This window comes from Massilia sp. Root335 (assembly GCF_001425685.1).
In the GTDB taxonomy this organism is placed as follows: domain Bacteria; phylum Pseudomonadota; class Gammaproteobacteria; order Burkholderiales; family Burkholderiaceae_D; genus Telluria; species Telluria luteola.
On sequence record NZ_LMCY01000043.1, the window covers coordinates 186,838 to 207,472 of the forward strand.

Annotated in this window: 21 protein-coding genes and 1 riboswitch; of the genes, 12 read left to right on the forward strand and 9 right to left on the reverse strand. The window is 66.4% G+C overall.

Annotated elements, in window-relative coordinates:
- On the forward strand, positions 1-2,208 hold the full coding sequence (gene pbpC / locus ASC93_RS22090; RefSeq protein ID WP_200958386.1) for a penicillin-binding protein 1C: 2,208 nt from the start codon (positions 1-3) through the stop codon (positions 2,206-2,208).
- Here the strand turns inward: pbpC and ASC93_RS22095 are convergent.
- The 9 genes from ASC93_RS22095 to ASC93_RS22135 all read right to left on the reverse strand — a co-directional run bounded on the left by ASC93_RS22095 (position 2,118) and on the right by ASC93_RS22135 (position 9,817).
- Positions 2,118-3,119 carry a 5'-nucleotidase gene (locus ASC93_RS22095; RefSeq protein ID WP_056447510.1) on the reverse strand — a complete coding sequence of 334 codons (1,002 nt, stop codon included), beginning with the start codon at positions 3,117-3,119 and terminating at the stop codon, positions 2,118-2,120. The two genes, pbpC and ASC93_RS22095, sit on opposite strands and share 91 nt — an antisense overlap.
- A gap of 333 nt (positions 3,120-3,452) precedes the next feature.
- Positions 3,453-4,214: a tol-pal system protein YbgF gene (gene ybgF / locus ASC93_RS22100; protein ID WP_056447516.1), complete on the reverse strand. Its 762-nt coding sequence runs from the start codon at positions 4,212-4,214 to the stop codon at positions 3,453-3,455.
- A gap of 124 nt (positions 4,215-4,338) precedes the next feature.
- Positions 4,339-4,866, reverse strand: coding sequence for a peptidoglycan-associated lipoprotein Pal (gene pal, locus ASC93_RS22105; protein WP_056447518.1), 528 nt, complete (start codon positions 4,864-4,866; stop codon positions 4,339-4,341).
- A 24-nt stretch (positions 4,867-4,890) separates the two neighbouring features.
- A complete protein-coding gene (tolB, locus tag ASC93_RS22110; protein WP_056447521.1) occupies positions 4,891-6,156 on the reverse strand; it encodes a Tol-Pal system beta propeller repeat protein TolB in 1,266 nt (421 codons plus the stop codon).
- 30 nt (positions 6,157-6,186) lie between these two features.
- Complete coding sequence (gene tolA / locus ASC93_RS22115) at positions 6,187-7,176, reverse strand: cell envelope integrity protein TolA (RefSeq protein WP_056447523.1); 990 nt, start codon at positions 7,174-7,176, stop codon at positions 6,187-6,189.
- A gap of 10 nt (positions 7,177-7,186) precedes the next feature.
- Positions 7,187-7,615, reverse strand: coding sequence for a biopolymer transporter ExbD (locus ASC93_RS22120; RefSeq protein WP_056447525.1), 429 nt, complete (start codon positions 7,613-7,615; stop codon positions 7,187-7,189).
- Positions 7,616-7,635: 20 nt separating this feature from the next.
- Positions 7,636-8,319, reverse strand: a complete 684-nt coding sequence (tolQ, locus tag ASC93_RS22125) for a protein TolQ (RefSeq protein WP_056447527.1) — start codon at positions 8,317-8,319, stop codon at positions 7,636-7,638.
- Positions 8,320-8,346: 27 nt separating this feature from the next.
- Complete coding sequence (ybgC, locus tag ASC93_RS22130; protein ID WP_056447529.1) at positions 8,347-8,751, reverse strand: tol-pal system-associated acyl-CoA thioesterase; 405 nt, start codon at positions 8,749-8,751, stop codon at positions 8,347-8,349.
- 316 nt (positions 8,752-9,067) lie between these two features.
- Positions 9,068-9,817, reverse strand: coding sequence for an SDR family NAD(P)-dependent oxidoreductase (locus ASC93_RS22135; RefSeq protein ID WP_056447531.1), 750 nt, complete (start codon positions 9,815-9,817; stop codon positions 9,068-9,070).
- Between the two features lie 144 nt (positions 9,818-9,961).
- A riboswitch (ZMP/ZTP riboswitch) is annotated at positions 9,962-10,097 on the forward strand.
- Between the two features lie 100 nt (positions 10,098-10,197).
- On the opposite strand from ASC93_RS22135, the gene glyA reads away from it, so the two are divergent.
- The 11 genes from glyA to ASC93_RS22190 all read left to right on the forward strand — a co-directional run bounded on the left by glyA (position 10,198) and on the right by ASC93_RS22190 (position 20,593).
- Positions 10,198-11,445: a serine hydroxymethyltransferase gene (glyA, locus tag ASC93_RS22140; protein WP_056447533.1), complete on the forward strand. Its 1,248-nt coding sequence runs from the start codon at positions 10,198-10,200 to the stop codon at positions 11,443-11,445.
- A 70-nt stretch (positions 11,446-11,515) separates the two neighbouring features.
- Positions 11,516-11,974: a transcriptional regulator NrdR gene (gene nrdR, locus ASC93_RS22145; RefSeq protein ID WP_056447535.1), complete on the forward strand. Its 459-nt coding sequence runs from the start codon at positions 11,516-11,518 to the stop codon at positions 11,972-11,974.
- Positions 11,975-12,101: 127 nt separating this feature from the next.
- Positions 12,102-12,656, forward strand: coding sequence for a type IV pilus modification protein PilV (gene pilV, locus ASC93_RS22150; RefSeq protein ID WP_056447537.1), 555 nt, complete (start codon positions 12,102-12,104; stop codon positions 12,654-12,656).
- The gene (locus ASC93_RS22155; RefSeq protein WP_229412833.1) at positions 12,653-13,549 is read left to right on the forward strand and encodes a PilW family protein; all 897 of its coding nucleotides are present in this window, start codon (positions 12,653-12,655) and stop codon (positions 13,547-13,549) included. Before pilV ends, ASC93_RS22155 begins: the two co-directional genes overlap by 4 nt.
- 7 nt (positions 13,550-13,556) lie before the next feature.
- A complete protein-coding gene (locus tag ASC93_RS22160; protein WP_056447541.1) occupies positions 13,557-14,438 on the forward strand; it encodes a PilX N-terminal domain-containing pilus assembly protein in 882 nt (293 codons plus the stop codon).
- Positions 14,419-14,874, forward strand: coding sequence for a type IV pilin protein (locus ASC93_RS22165; protein WP_082548251.1), 456 nt, complete (start codon positions 14,419-14,421; stop codon positions 14,872-14,874). Before ASC93_RS22160 ends, ASC93_RS22165 begins: the two co-directional genes overlap by 20 nt.
- Positions 14,862-15,440, forward strand: a complete 579-nt coding sequence (locus tag ASC93_RS22170) for a GspH/FimT family pseudopilin (RefSeq protein WP_229412834.1) — start codon at positions 14,862-14,864, stop codon at positions 15,438-15,440. Before ASC93_RS22165 ends, ASC93_RS22170 begins: the two co-directional genes overlap by 13 nt.
- Before the next feature lie 55 nt (positions 15,441-15,495).
- Complete coding sequence (gene ribD, locus ASC93_RS22175) at positions 15,496-16,614, forward strand: bifunctional diaminohydroxyphosphoribosylaminopyrimidine deaminase/5-amino-6-(5-phosphoribosylamino)uracil reductase RibD (protein ID WP_368854543.1); 1,119 nt, start codon at positions 15,496-15,498, stop codon at positions 16,612-16,614.
- Between the two features lie 61 nt (positions 16,615-16,675).
- Positions 16,676-17,314, forward strand: coding sequence for a riboflavin synthase (locus ASC93_RS22180; RefSeq protein WP_056447545.1), 639 nt, complete (start codon positions 16,676-16,678; stop codon positions 17,312-17,314).
- A 670-nt stretch (positions 17,315-17,984) separates the two neighbouring features.
- Complete coding sequence (locus ASC93_RS31075; protein ID WP_157202070.1) at positions 17,985-18,326, forward strand: hypothetical protein; 342 nt, start codon at positions 17,985-17,987, stop codon at positions 18,324-18,326.
- A gap of 296 nt (positions 18,327-18,622) precedes the next feature.
- The gene (locus tag ASC93_RS22190; RefSeq protein ID WP_056447550.1) at positions 18,623-20,593 is read left to right on the forward strand and encodes a S9 family peptidase; all 1,971 of its coding nucleotides are present in this window, start codon (positions 18,623-18,625) and stop codon (positions 20,591-20,593) included.
- Positions 20,594-20,635 lie beyond the last annotated feature (42 nt).

The window sequence follows — 20,635 nt, forward strand, 5'->3', positions numbered from 1 at the left end:
ATGAAAGCGCTCCTCGCGTGGATACTGTTGCCGCTGTTGCTGGCCGCGCCGCCGGCGCTCGCCGCCGTGCCGACGCCGCAGGATGTGAAAGCCGCGTGGCGCTCGTCCGACACGACCCTGCTGGACCGGCATGGCGAGGTCATCGACACGGTGCGCGTCGACATGAAAGGCCGCCGGCTGGCCTGGGTGGCGCTGGACGACATCTCGCCCACGCTCGGCCGCGCCGTGCTGCAGGCCGAGGACCAGCGTTTCATGGAACACGGCGGCATCGACTTCCAGGCAATCGGCAAGGCCGCCTGGGACAATCTGTTCGGCGTGCAGCGCACGCGCGGCGCCTCGACGATCACGATGCAGCTCGCCGGCCTGCTCGACCCGAAACTGGCGCCGCGTTCGGCGGGCCGCACGTGGGCGAGCAAATGGGACCAGGCGCTCGCGGCGCGGGAACTGGAGGCCGGCTGGAACAAGCGCCAGATCCTCGAGGCCTACCTGAACCTGGCCAGTTACCGCGGCGAGCTGCAGGGCATCGGCGCCGCGGCGCGCGCGCTGTTCGGCAAGGCGCCGTCGGGGCTGGATGCGGGCGAGGCCGCGATCCTGGCGAGCCTGTTGCGCGCGCCGGCGGCACCGCCGCGGACGGTCGCGCGGCGCGCGTGCGCGCTCGCGCGCGAGCTCGATCCGCGCACGGATTGCGCGGCCATCGAATGGGAAGTCGATGCCGCGTTCGCGCGCACGGCGGCGCCGCTGCCGTCGGCAGCCGGCACGACGCCGCAGCTGGTGCGCCGCCTCGGCGCGGGGCCGGGGAGCGTCGTGCGCAGCACCCTCGACGCCGGCCTGCAGCGCTACGTGGCCGCCACGCTGCACCGCCGGCTGGCCGAGCTGGCCGGACGCAATGTGGGCGACGGCGCCGTGATCGTCATCGACAATGCCAGCGGCGAGGTGAGGGCGTACGTCGCGAACGACGGCGCCAGTGAAGTCGACGGCGTGACGGCGCTGCGCCAGGCCGGGTCCACGTTGAAGCCGTTCCTGTACGAGCTGGCGCTGGAGCGGGGCCAGCTCACGGCCGCCTCGCTGCTGGACGACACGCCCGTCGACATCCCGACGGTCGGCGGCCTGTACGTGCCGCAGAACTACGACCACCAGTACCGCGACGCCGCCAGCGTGCGCACGAGCCTCGCGGGGTCGCTGAACGTGCCCGCCGTGCGCACGCTGATGCTGGCGGGTCTGGAACGCTTTCATGAGCGCCTGCGCCAGCTCGGCATCACGAGCCTGACCGAAGCGCCCGAGTTCTACGGCTGGTCGCTGGCGCTCGGTTCGGGCGACGTCAGCCTGCTGGAACTGACCGGCGCCTACCGCACGCTGGCCAACGGCGGCATGCAGGACGATGTGACGTTCGTGCCGCGCGCAGGAGCGGCCAGGCAAGCGGCGAAACGGCGCGTGCTGGATGCGCGCGCCAGCTTCATCGTCGCCGACATCCTGTCCGACCGCGCCGCCCGCAGCACGACGTTCGGCCTCTCCAACGAACTCGCGACGGGCTTCTGGAGCGCGGTCAAGACGGGCACCAGCAAGGACATGCGCGACAACTGGTGCGTGGGCTTTTCGGACCGCTACACGGTCGGCGTGTGGGTCGGGAACTTCGATGGCGGCTCGATGTGGGACGTGTCCGGCGTGTCCGGCGCGGCGCCCGTGTGGCGCGATGTGATGGATTACCTGCACCGCGACCGCCCGAGCCGGCCGCCGGCCGCGCCGCCCGGCGTCGTGCGCCAGACGGTGCGGTTCGCGCCGGCCGTGGAACCCGAGCGCAGCGAATGGTTCGTGCGCGGCACGGAGACGCCGTTGGTCGAGGTGCTGGCGCCGGCCCGGCGCGCGCCGCGGATCGTGTATCCGGCATCGGACAGCATCATCGCACTCGATCCGGACATCCCGCCGTCGCTGCAGCGCATGCGGTTTCGTGCCTACGGCGGCGCGGGACTGCGCTGGAAACTGGATGATGCGGACGTCGGCCCGGCCGAGCAGGCGGCCACGTGGGCGCCGCTGCCGGGCGAGCACGAACTGAAACTGGTGGGGAGCGATGGCCGGGCGGTCGCCGCCGCCCGGTTCGAAGTGCGCGGCGCGGCGCCCGGTCAGCTCGCCTCGACCTTTTCCACCAGCAGCGGCGGATCGGCGGACAGGTCGAGCGGCAACGGCGTGAACAGGGGCGAGTCGGAACGGTAGGGCACGCGGCCGTGGCGCGCGGCCGGATCGAGGTGCAGGTCCTGGTCGTCGAAGAACAGGTGGGCGCGGAACGCCTTGACCACCTTCGACTTGGGCACGCCGCCGAGGAAGAAGATTTCGTTCACGTACACGCCCCAATGGCGCAGGGTATTGATGACCCGCATCTCGGCCGGCGCGCTGCGCGCCGTGACGATGGCGATGCGCACCGGCGACACGTCCGCGCCGAACGGCAGCCGTTCCTGCAGGCGCGCCAGCCTGCGCAGCAGGACCGCGTACGGGCCATCCTTCATCGGCTCGTTCTGCTTTTCGTCCTCGATCGTGTGGAAGCGGTCCAGGCCCTCGGTCTTGTACACGAGTTCACTGGAGTCGTCGAACAGCACGGCGTCGCCGTCGAAGGCGATGCGGACCTGGTCGTCGGGCGGCGCTTCGGCCGCGTGCGGCGGCGGCTTCAGGATCGCGGCCGCGCAGGCCTGGGCGTCGATCACGCGCTGGGCGTCTTCGACATTGGTCGTCAGGAACAGGTCGACGGCGAACGCGTCGAGGTAATCGACGACGGACTGGCCGCCGGTGAACGCGTGGCGCGAGATCGGCAGCCCGCGCGAGCGGATATTGTTGAAGACGCGCACGCCCGTCTCCGGGCTGTTGCGCGACATGACGACGACTTCGACGAGCGGCTTCGTCTCCGACTGGGCGTAGCGGTTCAGGCCGAGCAGGGCGCGCACGAGGGCCATGCCGGTGCCGTCGCGCAGCGGTTCGTTCTCGCGCTCGAGCATGTAGGCGCGGTATTCCTCCAGCGCGCTCTGGGGATTCTTGACGTAGCGGGCCTTGTAGAGGGCGTCGGCTTCCGCCAGGTCGAAGAGGGCGGTGGCGGAGATGCCGACCACGAGGGTATCGGAAAGGTCGAGGGGCATGATGATCGGATTCCTTGGTTGCGGGCCTGCACATCGGCAGGACTATTCCTACGGAAATTATGGTGCCCGACACCGAGGATTACTTGAGTTCAAGCAACAAATCGTTGGAGCGGCAAGCCGACCGGCGACTGCGTTGCCGCGACCCGGATAATGGATCCAGGCAGGGCAGGAAGGGACTGGAACGCAAAAAGCCCACGCACCGAAATGCGTGGGCTTCCTGGTAATACTGGTAGGCCGTGCGGGGCTCGAACCTGCGACCAACGGATTAAAAGTCCGCTGCTCTACCAACNAGAAGCAAGATTATAGGCGCGAACCGCGGTCGTGTCAAACGACCTAGCGCAGCGCGGCCAGCCTGTCCTTGGCCGCCTGTGCCGCCGCGGAGTCCGGGAACTTCGACACGAGCTGCTGCAAGGCCTTCTTGGCGTTCTTCTTGTCCTTGAGTTCGGTGTAGCTGGAGGCGATGTTGAGCATGGCGTCCGGCGCCTTGGCGCTCGTGCCGTAGTTGGCGACGACGGCTTCCTGGGCGGTGATCGCGTTCTTGTAGTCGCGCTGGGCGTAATACGCGTTGCCGAGCCAGTACTGGGCGTTGGCGGCGTAGGCCGAGTCGGGGAAGCGGCGGACGAATTCCTGCAGGGCGCCGGCGGCCGCCTTGTAGTCGCCCGACTTGAACAGGTCCATCGCGGCGTCGTAGGATTTCTTTTCGGTCGGCAGCACTTCGGCGGTCTGGCCGTCGATGGTTTCCTGGTGCGGTTCGAGTTTCCTGACGCGCGCGTCGAGGTCGGCGTACAGGTCTTTCTGGTTCTTCTGGGCGGTGGCGATTTCGTTGGCGAGGACTTCGACCTGGCCGCGCAGGCGCGAGATTTCCTGCATGGTCTGTTCGTGCTGGTTCAGCATGTCGACGCTGATCGATTTGTCGGCCTTGGTGTCGACGCGGGCATTGAGGTCGCGTGTCAGTGCGTCGACCTTGGCCTGCAGGGCCAGGATCGCCCGGCGCGCTTCATCGTCGTCGAGCAGGCCGGCGTTCGCCTGCAGGGGCAGCCAGGCAGTCAGGGCGAGGGCGATGGCCGCGAGGTGGCACTTGGACAGTTTGATCATCTTTGACTCTTTCTAAACCGGTGAAAACTTGGGAATCCAAACGGAAACGGGGCGGGATGCAGTCTGCACCGCATCCCGCCCCGCTGTCAATGTACTGTACTAGACAGCCGCGACAGCGTTCCGCTTATTGATAGACGATGTCGGCGCGGCGGTTTTCAGCCCAGGCAGCTTCGTCGTGGCCGGTTGCTTTCGGCTTTTCCTTGCCCAGCGAAACAGCTTCCATCTGGCTGTCCGACACGCCCAGGGCAGCCATCGACTTGCGCACGGCTTCGGCACGCTTCTGGCCCAGGGCCAGGTTGTACTCGGTGCCGCCGCGTTCGTCGGTGTTGCCTTGGATCAGGACTTTACGCTGCTTGTTCTTGGTCAGGTAAGCCGAGTGGTTTTCGACGACCGGCTTGCCGTCGTCGCGGACGACGTAGCTGTCGAAGTCGAAGTACACGCTGCGGTTCGCCAGAACGCCTTTCGGGTCGTTCAGCGGATCGACATTGCCGGTCTCGACCGGACGGATTTCACGGGTGTCGGCAGCCGGCGGGGTTGCCTGGGCGACCGGCTTTTCTTCAACTTTCGGGGCTTCCTGCAGCTTGGTCGACGAGCATGCCGACAGCAGGGCCGCGGCAGCAACGATGAACGCTACACTTTTTGCATTACGCATGGTTTTTCTCCTGGTCAAAAAATTTTACTTCATAAACGGGCCCCAGCTGGGCTCCCGAATGTTTCCCGCTTGGGTGGTCAAGCGTTGCTTGACGCGCCCGTCGACCGACACCACGGCAAGCGCGGTACGGCCGCCACCCCTGGTCGCATACATGATGTATTTGCCGTTCGGCGAAAAACTCGGTTCGGTGGCCCCATCGGCCAAGCGCTGTTCCTGGCCGGAAGCCAGGTCCATCGCATACAGAGAAAAACCCCCATCGCGTTGCGAAATCCACGCCAGCGTCTTGCCGTCCGGGGATAAACGAGGGCTGATATTGTAGTTGCCATTGAACGTGACGCGGGTCGCCTGCCCGCCGTTCACGTTCATTTTGTAGATTTGCGGACCGCCGCTGCGGTCGCTGGTGAAATAAATGGTCTGGCCGTCGGCCGCGAAGCGCGGCTCGGTATCGATGCCGTTGCTGTTCGACACGCGGCGCAGGCCGCTGCCGTCGGCGTTCACGACCCAGACCTGCGTATTGCCGGTCTTCGAGAGCGCGAGGGCCAGCCGGGTGCCGTCCGGCGACCAGGCCGGCGCCGAATTATTGCCCTTTTCATTGGCGATGACGGTGCGCTGGCCCGTCACCAGGTTCTGCACGTAGATCACCGGCTTGCGCAGTTCGAACGACACGTAGGCGACCTTGGTGCCGTCCGGCGACCACGACGGCGAGATGATCGGTTCGCGGCCGTGGGCGGCGACCTGTTCGCCTTCGCCGTCCGCATCCGCCACGACGAGCTTGTAGTCGTGCGCGGCCGGGTCCTGCTTGACGTACGTGATGCGGGTCGAGAAGATGCCGCGCACGCCGGTCAGCTTTTCGTAGACGTCGTCGGCGATGCGGTGCGCCTCCAGGCGCGTATTGCGCGCGGTGACGGCATCCGACAGTTGCGACAGCTGCGCCTGCTTGACGGTGTCGAGCAGTTTATAGCGCACCTGGAAGCGGCCGTCCGCGAGGCGCTGCACCGACCCCACGACGAGTGCGTCGGCACCGCTGGCCTTGAACGCGGCCAGGTCGACGTTGGCGGTATCGGAAATGGGCTGGTGCGCGTCGATCACCCTGAACACGCCGCTGCGCTCGAGGTCGGCGCGGATGATCGCGGAGACTTGTTCGGGCGCCACCGATTCATCGGCGAACGCCGCGACTGCGACCGGGATCTGGTTGCTGCCCACACCGGCGATTTCGACTTTCAGCTGGGCATGTGCGGCCACGCCCATCAGGAGGGAGGCCGAAAACAGCAGGGTATGTAGTTTCTTCATGTTTCTCTCAGCAATGGTTAAGGAACGCGATCACTGCAGGTCCTTCATATGGAACTCGATCACGAGGGAACGCTCTACCGTACCATCTTTCTTCTTGGGCAGTGGGGACGATTTGGTGATGCCTTTTTCGACGGCGTCGTCGAATGAAGGCACGCCACTGCTCTTGATCTTTCTGACCGAAATGATCTCGCCGGTCGGCAGCTGTTCGACGCGGAACGTCGCCGTCGGATTGCCCGGTTCCTCGAGGCTGCCCGCATACGACGTATTGCCCTTCACCTTGGCCGTGATGGCCGCGGAATAACCCTTGTCGCTGCGCGGCGCCGTCGATTTCTCGGCCGTGCCGGTACTCGTCGGCGTGCCCGCAGCGCCCGTGATGCGGCGCATCTCGTCGGCGCGCGCGGCGTCCAGTTTCTTCTGTTCGGCGGCGGCCTTTTTCTTCTTGTCGGCTTCCTCTTTCTTTTTCTTTTCCGCTTCGTCTTTTTTCTTCTTCTCGGCTTCTTTCTTTTCGGCGTCGGCCTGTGCTTTCTTCTCGGCCTGCTCGCGTTCCTTCTTCTCGGCCAGCGCCTTCGCTTTCTTTTCGTCCGCGCGCTTTTGCTCGGCGCGCTTTTGCTCAAGTTCGCGCTCCTGGCGCTCGTCTTCGAGCTGCTTGCGTTTCAATTCTTCCTTGCGCTTCTTCTCGCGTTGGAGGGCGATGTCCGGCTGCTTCGGCTGCGGCTGTTCGACGGCGGGCGGCGGCTCCACGGCTTTCGGCGTGGGCTGGGGCGGCGGCGTTTCCGGTTCCGGCTCCGGTGCGGGCGGCGGGGGCGGCGGGGCGGCGGTCTGCGTCGTCACGTCCCAGATTTCCGCCTCGACGGCGACGGGCGCGTTGTTCTGCCAGCGGATGCCGATCCACAGGAAGGCCAGCAACAGGGCGTGCACGCCCACCGCCAGGCCGATGGCCGGCCAGCGGTTCGGTTCAGGCGGCACGTGGTAAGGCGCGCCGTTGCCGTTGCCGAGGCTGTTCTGCTTCGTTGCTGACATCAGTTCTTCTTCACTTCGTGGCCAGTCCGACGCGGGTGATGCCCATCTTCTTGGCTTCGGAAATCAGCTGGATCACGTCGTCGTATTTGCTGTCGCGGTCGCCGGCTATCAAGACCGGATAATCCGGATGCTCGGCGTGGATGTCGCGCAGGCGCGTGACGAGCGTCGAGCGGCTCGACACGTCTTCCAGCGGTTGCGGATTCTTGCCGGTGATGCCGATCTGCAGCTGGCCCTTGTCCTTGACCGCGATCTGGATATAGTCGTCCGGCGGCTGCGTGGAGCGCTCGGCGCTGGGCAGCTTGATCTCGCTCGGGTTCTGCGTCGGCGGCACCGCCATGAAAATGATGAGCAGCACCAGCATCACGTCGATGTACGGCACGACGTTGATCTCGGACTTGAGCTTGCGACGGTTGCCCCGCAGACTGCTGTTGAAGGCCATGTCGACTCCTCTTGCGGCGATCAGCGCGACTGACGCTGCAGGATGTTCGAAAATTCCTCGACGAAGCTTTCGAAGCGGATCGCGAGGCGGTCGATGTCGTGGGTGAAGCGGTTGTACGCCACGACGGCCGGAATGGCCGCGAACAGGCCGATGGCGGTGGCGATCAGCGCTTCGGCGATGCCGGGCGCGACCGTGGCCAGCGTTGCCTGTTGCACGTTCGCCAGGCCGCGGAACGCGTTCATGATGCCCCACACGGTACCCAGCAGACCGATGTACGGCGAGACCGAACCGACGGACGCCAGGAAGTTCAGGTGCGTATCCATCTGGTCCAGCTCGCGGTGGAAGGCGGCGCGCATCGCGCGGCGGGCGCCATCCAGCACGGCGCCCATGTCGAGTGCGTCGCGCGAGGCCTGCTTGCCCTTGATGAACTCGCCCATGCCCGCCTCGAAGATGCGGGCCAGCGGGCCGCTCTGGTCGCGCTGGCTGCTGGCGCTCTGGTGCAGCGTGTGCAGGTTGCCGCCGGCCCAGAAGCTGCGCTCGAACTGCTCGGTCTGGCGACGCGCGGCGCGGATCGCGAACAGTTTGCGGAAGATATACGTCCAGCTGGTGAGGGAAACCGCGAACAGCAGGGCCATGAGCAACTGCACCACCACGTGGGCATGGCGGATCAGTTCAATGAATGAGAGGTCTTGGACTGCGTTCATTGGATATATGTTTGGTCAAATGAATTGTCAGGCGGCACGCATTTTAGCAGCGGCGGGGGCGGGAAGGGAACGGGGGCGCAGCGTTGAGGCGTCGACGCAACCGACTTTCACGTCGGCGCTGGAGAGCAATGTGTCGCCGCGCCAGGCCTGCTGGGCGAATTGCACGGAGGCGCGGCCGAGCTTTTCCACGCTCAAGGTCAGTTTCACTTCATCGTCCAGGCGCGCGGACGCAAGATAATCGACGCTGGCGCTGCGCACGACGAAGATCGCGCCTTCCTGGTCGCGCAAGGTGTGCTGATCGATGCCGAGCGAACGCAGCCATTCGGTGCGCGCACGTTCGTAGAACTTCAGGTAATTGGCGTAGAACACGATGCCGCCGGCGTCCGTATCTTCGTAATAGACCCGAACCGTCCAGGTGAAAACTGAAGGCATTTCAGCTGCCATAAATGAAAATGGGAAACATTTTACGCCATTTTTACCCGCCATATGTGCGTCAGAATACATATACACGGGTATAAGCGGCTGACGGCCCGGTGGCTGAGCCGTCGAACAGGGTATGAGATACCAATGGCTCATGCCAAGCCAGCAACTGTAACACTTTTCCACTACGGGTGGCGCCGTTGTTACAAAGAGAAAACAATTCGTTCGCCGCTCGGCCGATCGCTGCTGTATCAAGCCGACAATTCGGGGTCAGAGCCCGGTTTTGAGCAATTGCTTGAAAAGGGGCGCGGTTTTCCGGCCCGGTGTTTCAGCCCGGGTTGCGCTTGATGGTGAGCGGGCCGTAACCCTGGCAGGTCGGCATCATTTCGATCTGGTTGATGTTGACGTGCGGCGGCAGCGAAGCGACCCAGTAGGCGGTCGCGGCGATGTCCTCGGCGGTCAGCGGTTGCGTGCCTTCGTAGACTTTCGCGGCGGCCGCGTCGTCCCGCAGGCGCACGTTCGAGAATTCCGTCCCGCCGCACAGGCCCGGCGCCAGGTTGGTGGCGCGCACACCGGTGCCGACGAGGTCGGCGCGCAGGTTCAGCGTGAACTGTTCGACGAACGCCTTGGTGGCGCCGTACACGTTCCCGCCCGGATAAGGCGTGCGGCCGGCAACGGAGCCGATGTTGATGACGAGGCCGCTGCCGCGCTCGACCATTGCCGGCAGCAGGGCGTGCGTCATCGTGACGAGGCCCTTGATGTTCGTGGCGATCATCGTTTCCCAGTCTTCCAGCGGCACTTCATGGGCCGGCTTCGTGTTCAGGGCCAGGCCGGCATTGTTGATCAGCACGTCGATCTGGCGCCAGGACTGCGGCAGCATCGACAGCGCTTCCTCGATCGACGCCTTGTCGGTCACGTCCATCGCGATCGGCAGGGCCGATTCTCCCAGCTCCCTGGCCAGGGCATCAAGGCGGTCCTTGCGGCGCGCCGCCAGCACCACCTGGTGGCCGTTCTTGACGAAAGTGCGCGCCATGGCGGCGCCGAATCCGGCCGATGCGCCGGTGATGAAAACGATCATGATGGTTGCCTGGCTGGGTGGTAACTGCAGGATTGTAGCCGAAATGACCATACGGAGCAGCGGCCATCCCAGAGTTGCCAGGGCGGCATCGGTTTCCTTGCTTACCAGCCGCACAATCCCGTACAATCGGGAGTTCCATTTACATACATCTCACGTAACTGGCGAAAACCGTGCGCTGCCGTCCGATCAGGAGCGATCGGCCTGCCGGTGCGTGGCGAAGGTGGGCACCCACCGGGGAACGTGAGATTTATTTCACTTGCCGTTCGCCTGGGCAGCCACCGACTGGTACGCGTCTGTATCGCGGCTGCCTTGCGTTCTCCGGCTCCCGCCCCATTCAGCGCTGACCGTTGCCTGGTTCTCTTATCGATTGGAGTTTTTTCATGTTTGCAAAAGATCATACGCTCGCCAAGGTTGACCCGGATCTGTGGGATGCGATTCAGAAGGAAAACAAGCGCCAGCAGGACCACATCGAGCTGATCGCATCCGAAAACTACACGTCGCCGGCCGTGATGCAGGCCCAGGGCTCGCAGCTGACCAACAAGTACGCCGAAGGCTATCCGGGCAAGCGCTACTACGGCGGCTGCGAATACGTCGACGTCGCCGAGCAACTGGCGATCGATCGCGTCAAGCAGCTGTTCGGCGCCGAAGCCGCGAACGTGCAGCCGAATTCGGGCTCGCAGGCGAACCAGGGCGTGTTCTTCGCGATGCTCAAGCCGGGCGACACGATCATGGGCATGTCGCTGGCCGAAGGCGGCCACCTGACCCACGGCATGGCGCTGAACATGTCGGGCAAGTGGTTCAACGTGATCTCCTACGGCCTGACCGAGCAGGAAGACATCGACTACGAGCAGATGGAACGCCTGGCCCGCGAGCACAAGCCGAAGCTGATCATCGCCGGCGCGTCCGCGTTCGCCCTGCGCATCGACTTCGAACGCTTCGCCCGCATCGCCAAGGAAGTCGGCGCCTACTTCATGGTCGACATGGCCCACTACGCCGGCCTGATCGCCGCCGGCGAATACCCGAACCCGGTGCCGCACGCCGACTTCGTCACGTCGACGACGCACAAATCGCTGCGCGGTCCGCGCGGCGGCATCATCCTGATGAAGGCCGAGCACGAGAAGGCCATCAACTCGGCCATCTTCCCGGGCATCCAGGGCGGTCCGCTGATGCACGTGATCGCCGGCAAAGCGGTCGCCTTCAAGGAAGCGCTGACGCCGGAATTCAAGGCCTACCAGCAGCAGGTCGTCAAGAACGCCAAGGCACTTGCCGACACGCTGACCGCACGCGGCCTGCGCATCGTCTCGGGCCGTACCGAGTCGCACGTGATGCTCGTCGACCTGCGTTCGAAGGGCCTGACCGGCAAGGAAGCGGAAGCCATCCTGGGCCAGGCACACATGACCTGCAACAAGAACGGCATCCCGAACGACCCGCAGAAGCCGTTCGTGACCTCGGGCATCCGCCTGGGCAGCCCGGCGTTCACGACGCGCGGCTTCAAGGAAGAGGACGCCGTCAAGGTCGGCAACCTGATCGCCGACGTGCTGGACAACCCGCACGACGCCGCGACCATCGACCGCGTCAAGGCCGAAGTCAAGCAACTGACCGACAAATACCCGGTCTACGAAGCGTAAGTAAAACGGTCCCGGCATGCCCGCGCGGCGTGCCGGGATGTCCAGCAGTATTTCCAGCAGTAGCCGGCCCATGAAATGTCCGTTCTGTCAGCATGACGACACCCAGGTCCTCGATACCCGCGTATCCGAGGAAGGCGACGCCATCCGGCGCCGGCGCCGCTGCGCCCAGTGCGACAAGCGCTTCACCACCTACGAACGCATCGAGCTCTCGATGCCGTTCATCGTCAAGAAGAACGGCAGCCGCACCGAATTCGACTCCTCCAAGCTGCGCGGCAGCCTCATGCTGGCCTTGCGCAAGCGTCCCGTGGCGGCCGAGGCGATCGACCGCGCCGTCGCGTCGATCGAGGAAAAACTCCTCACCAGCGGCCGGCGCGAAGTCGATACCGGCCATGTCGGCGAACTGGTGATGCAGGAACTCAAGCGCCTCGACAAGATCGCCTACATCCGCTTCGCGTCCGTCTACAAGAACTTCGAAGACCTGGCCGAGTTCCAGGAAGCGATTGCCGAAGTCGGCCAGCCGCGCAAATAATCGCGCAAACGCGCGCGTCCTTTTTCCCCGTTTTTAGTTGCATCTTCACGGTTGAGCCACCACACGGCTTGCCCGGGCTCGACTGTTACCGTTTCAGCTTCGAAAACGAAGAGGCTGGAGGCCGTCGATGCTGTCGGGTTCGCCATTGCGCGCGCATGCCGGGTTCACGCTCGTCGAAGTGCTCGTCGCCCTGTTCGTGGTGGCGCTCGGCATTGCCGGCGCGGCCGCGCTGCAGATGCTGGCGGTCCGCTCCGGCCGCGACGCCGCGCGCCTGGCCGACGCTGCCCGGCTGGCCCGGTCGCTCGCGGAGCGCATGCGCGCGAATCCCCGTGCACTGGCGTTGCCGGATGCCGACAATCCCTATCTCCAGCTCGATTACGACGCCGCGAGCGGCGCGCCGGCAGCATCGGCGCAGTGCTATGCGGACACCGCCTGCGATGCCGACGAACTGGCGCGCTTCGACCTGTTCGAGGTGTCCGCGGCCGTGGCGGCCGGTTTCCCCGGTGGCCGTATCCGCGTGTGCCGCGATGCCGGACCGCTGGACGCGGCCGGGTTGCCCGCCTGGTCGTGTGACGCCGGCGCCGGCGCGCCGCTCGTCGTCAAGCTCGGCTGGCGCGCGCAAGGCGACGCGGCCACGGGCGCGCCCAGGCTGATGGTGCCGCTGGCGGGAGCGGCGCCGTGAGACGCCTCGTCCGTCACGGCGGCATGACGCTGGCCGAGCTGATGGTGGCGCTGGCCATCGGTCTCGGCATCGTGCTCGCGGCCGGACGCCTGCTCGTGCTGGCGAACGGCGCGTACGCGGCGCAGGTCGAGTCGGCCGGCGTCGAGGATGGCGGACGGTTCGCCGTCGACCTCATCGGCCGCGCCGTGCGCCAGGCGGGCACGTTCGACGTCGCGACGCTGGCCGACCCCGGGGCGGACGCGGCGCCGGCGCGCCTGGCCGGGCTCGATGCGCGCACGCTGTCCCGCACGACGCCGGGCATCGCCGATCCGCTCGCGCCCGCCGTCAACGGCAGCGACGTGCTGGCCGTCCGCTTTCCCGGCGCGGACGATCGCAGCGCCGTCGACTGCGCCGGCTTTCCCGCGGCCGCGGGCGAGGAGGGCTGGAGCATCTTCTATGTGGCCCGCAACGGCGAAGGCGAGGCCGAACTGCGCTGCAGATACCGCGGCGCCGCCAACTGGAGCGCGGACGCGCTGGTGACCGGCGTGGACGGCTTCCAGGTCCTGTACGGCGTCGACACGGACGACCCGCCGGACGGCGTCGCCAACCGCTACGTGAACGCGGCCGCGGTCGATGCGCTCGATGCCGGGCTGGGCGCAGCGGAGCGCAACCGCCGGACCCGCTGGAAACGTATCGTCGCGATACGCATCGGCCTGCTGCTGCACGGGAGCCGGCCCACGCGCGCGGCGCCAGGCAGCACGCACTACGACCTGCTCGGCGCCGGCTATGCGGAGGCCGCCGGGGACGACGACCTGGGCAGTTCGCTGGACGAAGCCGGCATGACGCCCGACCTGCGGCGGCGCGAGCGGCGGTTGTTCATGTTCACGGTCGCGTTGCCGGCCCCGTCGTCATGAAGCCATCATGAAACCATCGTACACGCACCGTCACGGTCGCGTTGCCGCCGCCGGCATGAAGCCGTCGCACACGCAGCGCGGACTGGCCCTCGTCTGCGCACTGATGCTGATGCTCGCGACGATGGTGATCGGCGTGGCCGTCGCGCGCGGCGCGTTCGTCCTGCTGGCAGCGGCGCACAACGAACGCGACCGCGACCTGGCGCAGGCCGCGGCCGAGGCGGCCCTGCGCGATGCCGAGCACGATATCGCCGGCTCGGCCGATGCGCCGCCGGACCGTGCCGCCCATTTCGGCCGGGGCGGCGCGGCTGCCTTCGTCGACGGCTGCGGGCGCGGCGCGGACGATCTCGGCCTGTGCCAGGCCAGGGCGCCGCCCGCCTGGCAAACGCTGGACCTGGCGGCCGAGGACAACCCGGCGCTCGTGCCCTACGGCCACTTCACCGGTGCCGCGCTGGCGGTCGGCCGCGGCTTGCTGCCGGCCCGGCTGCCGGCCTACGTCATCGAGCGGATCGCGCCGCCCGGTGCCACGGCGCAGCAGGGCAGTTTTTACCGCGTCACGGCCATCGGCTTCGGCATGCGGGCATCGACGCGGGTCGTGCTGCAGTCGCTGTACCGGTTGCCGCCGCCGGCGCAGGCAGCCGGACCGGGAGGCGATCACGGCAACGGCAACGGCAACGGCAACGGCAACGGCAACGGCAACGGCAACGCGGGCGGTGACGACGGCACGAACGAAGGCGGTCACGGAAACGGCAACGGAGACAGCAATGGAGACGATAACGGCAATGGCAACCATTCCCCAACCCGGCCGCAAGGGCGGCAGCTCCCCGCCGGCCGCATCGGCTGGCGCGACATCGCGAACTGGGCCGAGTTGCATGCCCATACGCAACCGTGACGGCGGCGGCTTCACCTTGGTCGAACTGATGATCGTCGTGGCCATCGTCGGCATCCTCGGCACGCTCGCGTATCCGACCTACGCGGGCTACATCGTGCGCACGCGCCGCACCGAGGGGCAGGTGGCGCTGATCGAGGCCATGCAGCGGCAGGAGCGCTACCACGTCCAGCACAATACCTACGCCGGGTTCTCGGCCGACGACCCCGGCTCGGACGGCTTCACGTGGTGGTCGGGCGCCAACGCGTCCGCCAGCGCGTACGAACTGGATGCGCGCGCCTGTCCGGACCGGGACATCGCGGCATGCGTCGAGGTCCGCGCCCGTCCCGGCACGGCCCGGGTGGACGCCCGCTTCCGCGATCCCGATTGCGGCGTGCTGACGCTGGACAGCACCGGGCGTCAGGGTGCGCAAGGCACGGGCGTGCGATGCTGGCCGTGACGGCGGCGCGCCGGCCGGCCGGGCGAATGGCCGGCGTGTCGCTGCCCGAACTGTGCACCGTGCTGGCGGTCGCCGCCATCGCGATGGCCATCGCCGCGCCCGACCTGCGCGACCTCGTGCGGTTCCAGCAGTTGAAGGCGGCGGCCGGCGATTTGTTCGCGGCGATCGACCTCGCGCGGGCCCAGGCGCTCGCGCGCGGCCGGCAGGTCAAGGTTGTGCCTGCCGATCCGCGCGGTGCCGACTGGCGCCAGGGCTGGCGCGTGATCGATGACCGCGACGGCGACGGCCGGCCGGGGGCGGACGAGGTGATCGCGGCGCATGGGCCGTTGGCGGCGGGCATCGCCATCGACTTCGCCTTCACGAACTTAGCACCGCCGTACTATATCGCCTACAATGGCGCGGGGCGCAGTTGCGCCGACGGCAACAGCGCGGCGGCGCGCTGGGGAACGGTGTCGCTGTTTCACGGCGGGCACATCCGCCGTATTAAAATCAATATGCTGGGCCGGGCGCGTGTCTGCGATCCGGCGCGCGACGCGGGTTGCGACGGCGCCGCGGCACCGTCCTGACGCCGTGCGCGGCCTGGACGGGCGGCAAGACAACGTAGCGAGACCGGAAACAAGAGTGCAGATACAGAGCGATACCGACGGCATGGCGCTGGCCCTGGAATGGGCGGCGAAGGGCATGTACATCACCGCGCCCAACCCGCGCATCGGCTGCGTGATCGTGCGCGACGGCGTCGTGATCGGCGCCGGCCACACCCAGCCCGCGGGCCAGGACCACGCCGAGATCCAGGCCTTGCGCGATGCCCAGGCGCGCGGCAACGACGTGCGCGGCGCCACCGCCTACGTGACGCTGGAGCCGTGCAGCCACTACGGCCGCACGCCGCCGTGCTCGAATGCGCTGATCCAGGCGGGGCTCGGCCGGGTCGTCGCGGCCATGGTCGATCCGAATCCGCTCGTGGCCGGGCGCGGCATGGCGCAGCTGGAGGCGGCCGGGATCGAAGTCGGCGCGGGCCTGCTGGCCGGGCAGGCGTACGAACTGAATATCGGCTTCTTCACGCGCATGCGCCATGGTCGTCCGTGGGTGCGCCTCAAGACGGCAGCCAGCCTGGACGGCGTCACGGCACTGGAAAACGGCGAAAGCCAGTGGATCACGAGCCAGGAGGCGCGCGCGGACGGTCATGCGTGGCGCGCGCGCGCGAGCGCGATCCTGACCGGCATCGGCACGATCAAGGTCGACAATCCGCAGCTGACCGTGCGCGGCATCGACACGTCGCTGCAGCCGCGCCGCGTGATCGTCGACAGCCGCCTCGACATCGGCATGGACGCGTGCATCCTGCAGGGCGAGCCCTGCTGGATCGTGGCCGCCGAGCCGAACCCCGAGAAGGAGGCGGCGCTGCAGGCGCTGGGACACGAGATCATCATGCTGCCGAACGCGTCCGGCAAGGTCGACCTGCCGGCGCTGATGCGCGAGCTGGGGCGGCGCGAGATCAACGAACTGCACGTCGAAGCCGGTTCCAAGCTGAACGCCTCGCTCGTGCGCGAAGGGTGCGTGGACGAGTTGCTCGTCTACCTGGCGCCCAGCCTCGTCGGCCCGGGACAGGGGATGTTCGCGCTGCCGCCGCTGGCGCACCTGGCCGACAAGCTGCCGCTGCATTTCCACGGCGTGGCCCAGGTCGGGCCGGACCTGCGCATCCTCGCGCGCTTCCGCCCGGACGAAGACCCGAACCGCCACGGATGAGACAAAGGGCTGCCGGTCGAGGCGGCCCGGCCCGATACAGTTAAAGCAAAGGAAGAGACTTATGTTCACCGGAATCGTCGCTGCCGTCGGCAGCATCAAATCGGTCACTCCGCTCGCGGACGGCGCGGATGCGGGCGTGCGCCTCGACATCGATGCCGGCGGCCTGCCGCTGGCGGACGTCGCGCTGGGCGACTCGATCGCCATCAACGGCGCCTGCATGACGGTCGTCGCCAAGACGGAGGACGCGTTCGCCGTCGACGTCTCGCGCGAAAGCCTCAACCGCACCGTCGGGCTCGACCAGCCGGGCGAAGTGAACCTGGAAAAGGCGCTGACCCTGGCCGAGCGCCTGGGCGGCCACCTCGTCTCGGGCCACGTCGACGGCCTCGGCGAGGTGCACAGCTTCGAGCAGGTGGGCGAGTCGTGGAAACTCGTCGTCGATGCGCCCCGCGACCTGGGCAAATACCTGGCCTATAAGGGCTCCGTCGTCGTGAACGGCGTGTCGCTGACCGTCAACAGCGTCGAGGACCTCGACGGCGCGGGCGGTCCGTGCTGCCGCTTCTCGATCAACCTGATCCCGCACACGATCGCCGTCACGACGCTGAAGCACCTGCGTGCCGGCGCCAAGGTCAACCTGGAAATCGACCTCATCGCGCGCTACGTCGAGCGCATGTTATCGGCGTCCAATCAGCCTGGGACGTAATAATCCACGGTAAGCCTGGCGGCATTGTTGACGGTACGAATACAGTATCGAAAAAATTACCGTCATCTCTTCCCGCAAGCCGGTCCAAGCGATGCAAGCCACAAGGCGCAGTGGCGAAAATACAGCCCTGCCGTCGATACGACAGGGCCGATAGTCTTGGGCCGATAGTCGCCCTGCGGTGCCCGCCGCGAACTGCCTGGGGATGACCGGCACGGGCGCGTTCGTTGTTGTCGGCAGATCCCTTGCCAAGGTCGTTACTTTCTACATCCTTTGGTAGCCGCGATATCCCGCCTGGGATACTTTCCAATTCAAGCGGCATCTCGACATCCCGAGTCGCGCCCGCGATTCGCGCCGGCCCACGAAAAGCGGCGAATGTCGCCAACGCTTATTGGTCGTGTGGCGTGCCGCCACCCAGATTGGCTCCGACGCAGGCTTGGTTATTCATTAATGACCGAAACGCCAGATTGAAAAAAATGCAGCGTAATACACGCTTATCTATCGCGATCTTGCGTTGCACTAGGCCAACAATATCCAAGTTTTAAACGCAGCTGACCACACGTGATTAGTTGTTATGCGAGAATAATATGTTCCCAAGGGAAACTCTGCATGCCATTATGATTATGCGCAGAGAACAATAACTGCACTCGCAACCCAGGCATTATTTATCAATATGAAAATATCAACCAAGCCAATATTTTGTCTGCTCGCGGTTTTTTTAAGCGGGTGTGGTGGAAATATCAAAACTGAAATCGATCAGGTCTATCAGCCTGCGATCGACGTCGTGAAATGTGAAGAATATGGAGGCCTTTCTGGCTCTTGGGTAAAGTGCACGTTTAAAAACAAGACGAGTTATCCCGTGAACCTGGATGGCATGGAAGCGGTTTGTTATCGCGGGGAAATCAAGGTCAGCGATCGCGTCGTCGGCGGCACTGTCGATCCCGGTGGGCTGGTTGAAGAGAGCTTGATTTGTGGAGGCAGTGGAATCAACCTGGTGAAATTCCGCCAACGATAAGGGCTTTTGTCGCGTGGTGCCGAACTCGCGTGACGGGAGCCCTCCTCAACGTTGCTCAGGACAGCGGTATTTCCAGCGCCGAATACATCCTCAATGAGGCTATCGAGGCTGGGTGTGAGTCCTGAGTGCTCAGTCATGGATCGTTAGAATTTTCTTGCATTGGGGCCGAAGCGCGGGAAGTCCAACCGACTGTGGCTCAGTTGGCGTAGACTTCCCGCTGGCATTTGCTCCAGCGTAGGCGGGTCATTCGCGCGCGTCTTTACGTTGGAATTCACAACGATAACAAGGACGAGACGATGACCCAGGATATCCACAAGCATGGCGCGGCCTGCGCGCGTGCGGCGGCGTTGATCACGCTGCTGGCCGCGGCGGGGCTGGCACAGGCCGACCCGGCCGGCATGCGCACCTACCGCACGCTCGCGATGACGCCGGGCGGCGAACGCATCGCGGCCGTCGAAGCGGTGGAGGGTGAACCGCGGACGGGGCCGCGCGTCGTCGTGCGCGACACGGCCACGGGCAAAATCGCCTCGGCGTGGCAAAAGTCCGATTGCGCCGAATGCCGGCTGGAGACGCTGGCCTGGTCGCCGGACCAGAAGACGCTGGCCGGAATCGTCGCCGACCCCAGGGCCGGCACGGCCACCGTCGTGCTGTTGCGTGACGGCCGGGCGACGCCGCTCGCCACCGTCAAAGGCGTCGCCGGCACCGTGCGCTGGTCGCCGGACGGGCGCCAGGTCGCCTTCCTGGCGACGGTCGGCGCGAAGAAGCTGACGGGCGCCGTCGAAGCGGGCGCGCGCCAGATCGGCGAGATCGGCCTCGCGCAGCAAGAGGACGAGCAGCGCATCGCCATCGTCCCGGCTGCCGGCGGCGACTACCGGCTCGTGTCGCCGGCCGATACCTTCGTGTATGAATACGACTGGACGCCGGACGGCAAGGGCTTCGTCGTCACGAGCGCGCAGGGCAATGGCGACAACAACTGGTGGATCGCCACGCTGGGCCACGTCGACGCGGCCAACGGCCGCCTGCGCGTGATCGCGGCGCCGAAGATGCAGATGAACATGCCGCACGTGTCGCCGGACGGCCGCACGGTGGCGTTCATCGGTGGTCTGATGAGCGACTTCGGCTCCGTCGGCGGCGACATCTACACCGTGCCGCTGGAAGGCGGCGAACCGGTCGACGTGACGCCGGATTACAAAGGCACCTTCAACGGCATCACGTGGCGCGGCAAGGCGTTGCTCGCCTCCGTGCTGGCGGGCAGCGATGCCGGCATCGCGGCGATCGACCCGGACGCGCGCGCGACGCGCATGCTGTGGCAGGCGCCGGTGGGCGCAACGGCCAATCGCGACGGGCACTTCGTGTTCAGCGCGGACGGCCGCGTGGCCGCATCGGTGACGGAGGACTTCGAGCACGCGCCGCGGATCGTCGCCGGACGCCTGCCGGAACTGCAGCCCATCACCCGCGACAACGACGGCTTCGCGCCACAGGTGGCCGCGCGCAGCGTCGGCTGGACCAATGAAGGCTTCAACGTGCAGGGCTGGCTGGTGGGCCCGCGCGACGTCGCCGCGGGCCGCAAGTATCCGATGATCGTGCAGGTACACGGCGGCCCCGCGGCGGCCGTGACGCCCCGTTATGTGTCGGGCGGCGACAGCGGCAACCCGCTCGTGCGCGCATTGGTGAAGGAAGGTTATTTCGTCTTCATGCCGAATCCGCGCGGCAGCTATGGCCAGGGCGCGGCGTTCACGCGCGCGAACAAGCGCGACTTCGGCGGCGGCGACTGGCGCGACATCCTGGCCGGCGTCGACGCGGCCATCGCACAGGCGCCCATCGACGGCAACCGCCTCGGGCTGGCGGGCCATTCCTACGGCGGCTTCATGACGATGTGGGGCGTCACGCACAGCCGGCGCTTCAAGGCCGCGGTGGCCGGCGCCGGCATCGCCAACTGGATCAGCTATTACGGCCAGAACGGCATCGACCAGTGGATGGTGCCGTTTTTCGGCGCGACGATGTACGACGATCCGGCGATCTACCGCGCCGCATCGCCCATCGAATCGATCAAGGCGGCGCGCACGCCGACGCTGGTCTATGTGGGGGAGCGCGACGTCGAGTGCCCGCCGGCGCAGTCGTTCGAGTTCTGGCACGGCCTGCGGGCGATGGGCGTGCCGACCACGTTGCTCGTGTATGACGGCGAGGGTCACGCCTTCCGCAAGCCGGAGAACCAGCGCGACCTGCGGGCGCGCGAGATCGCGTGGTTCAACAAATACCTGAAATGATCACGGCACGCTGATGGCGATGTCGGTGTAACGAAAACGCAG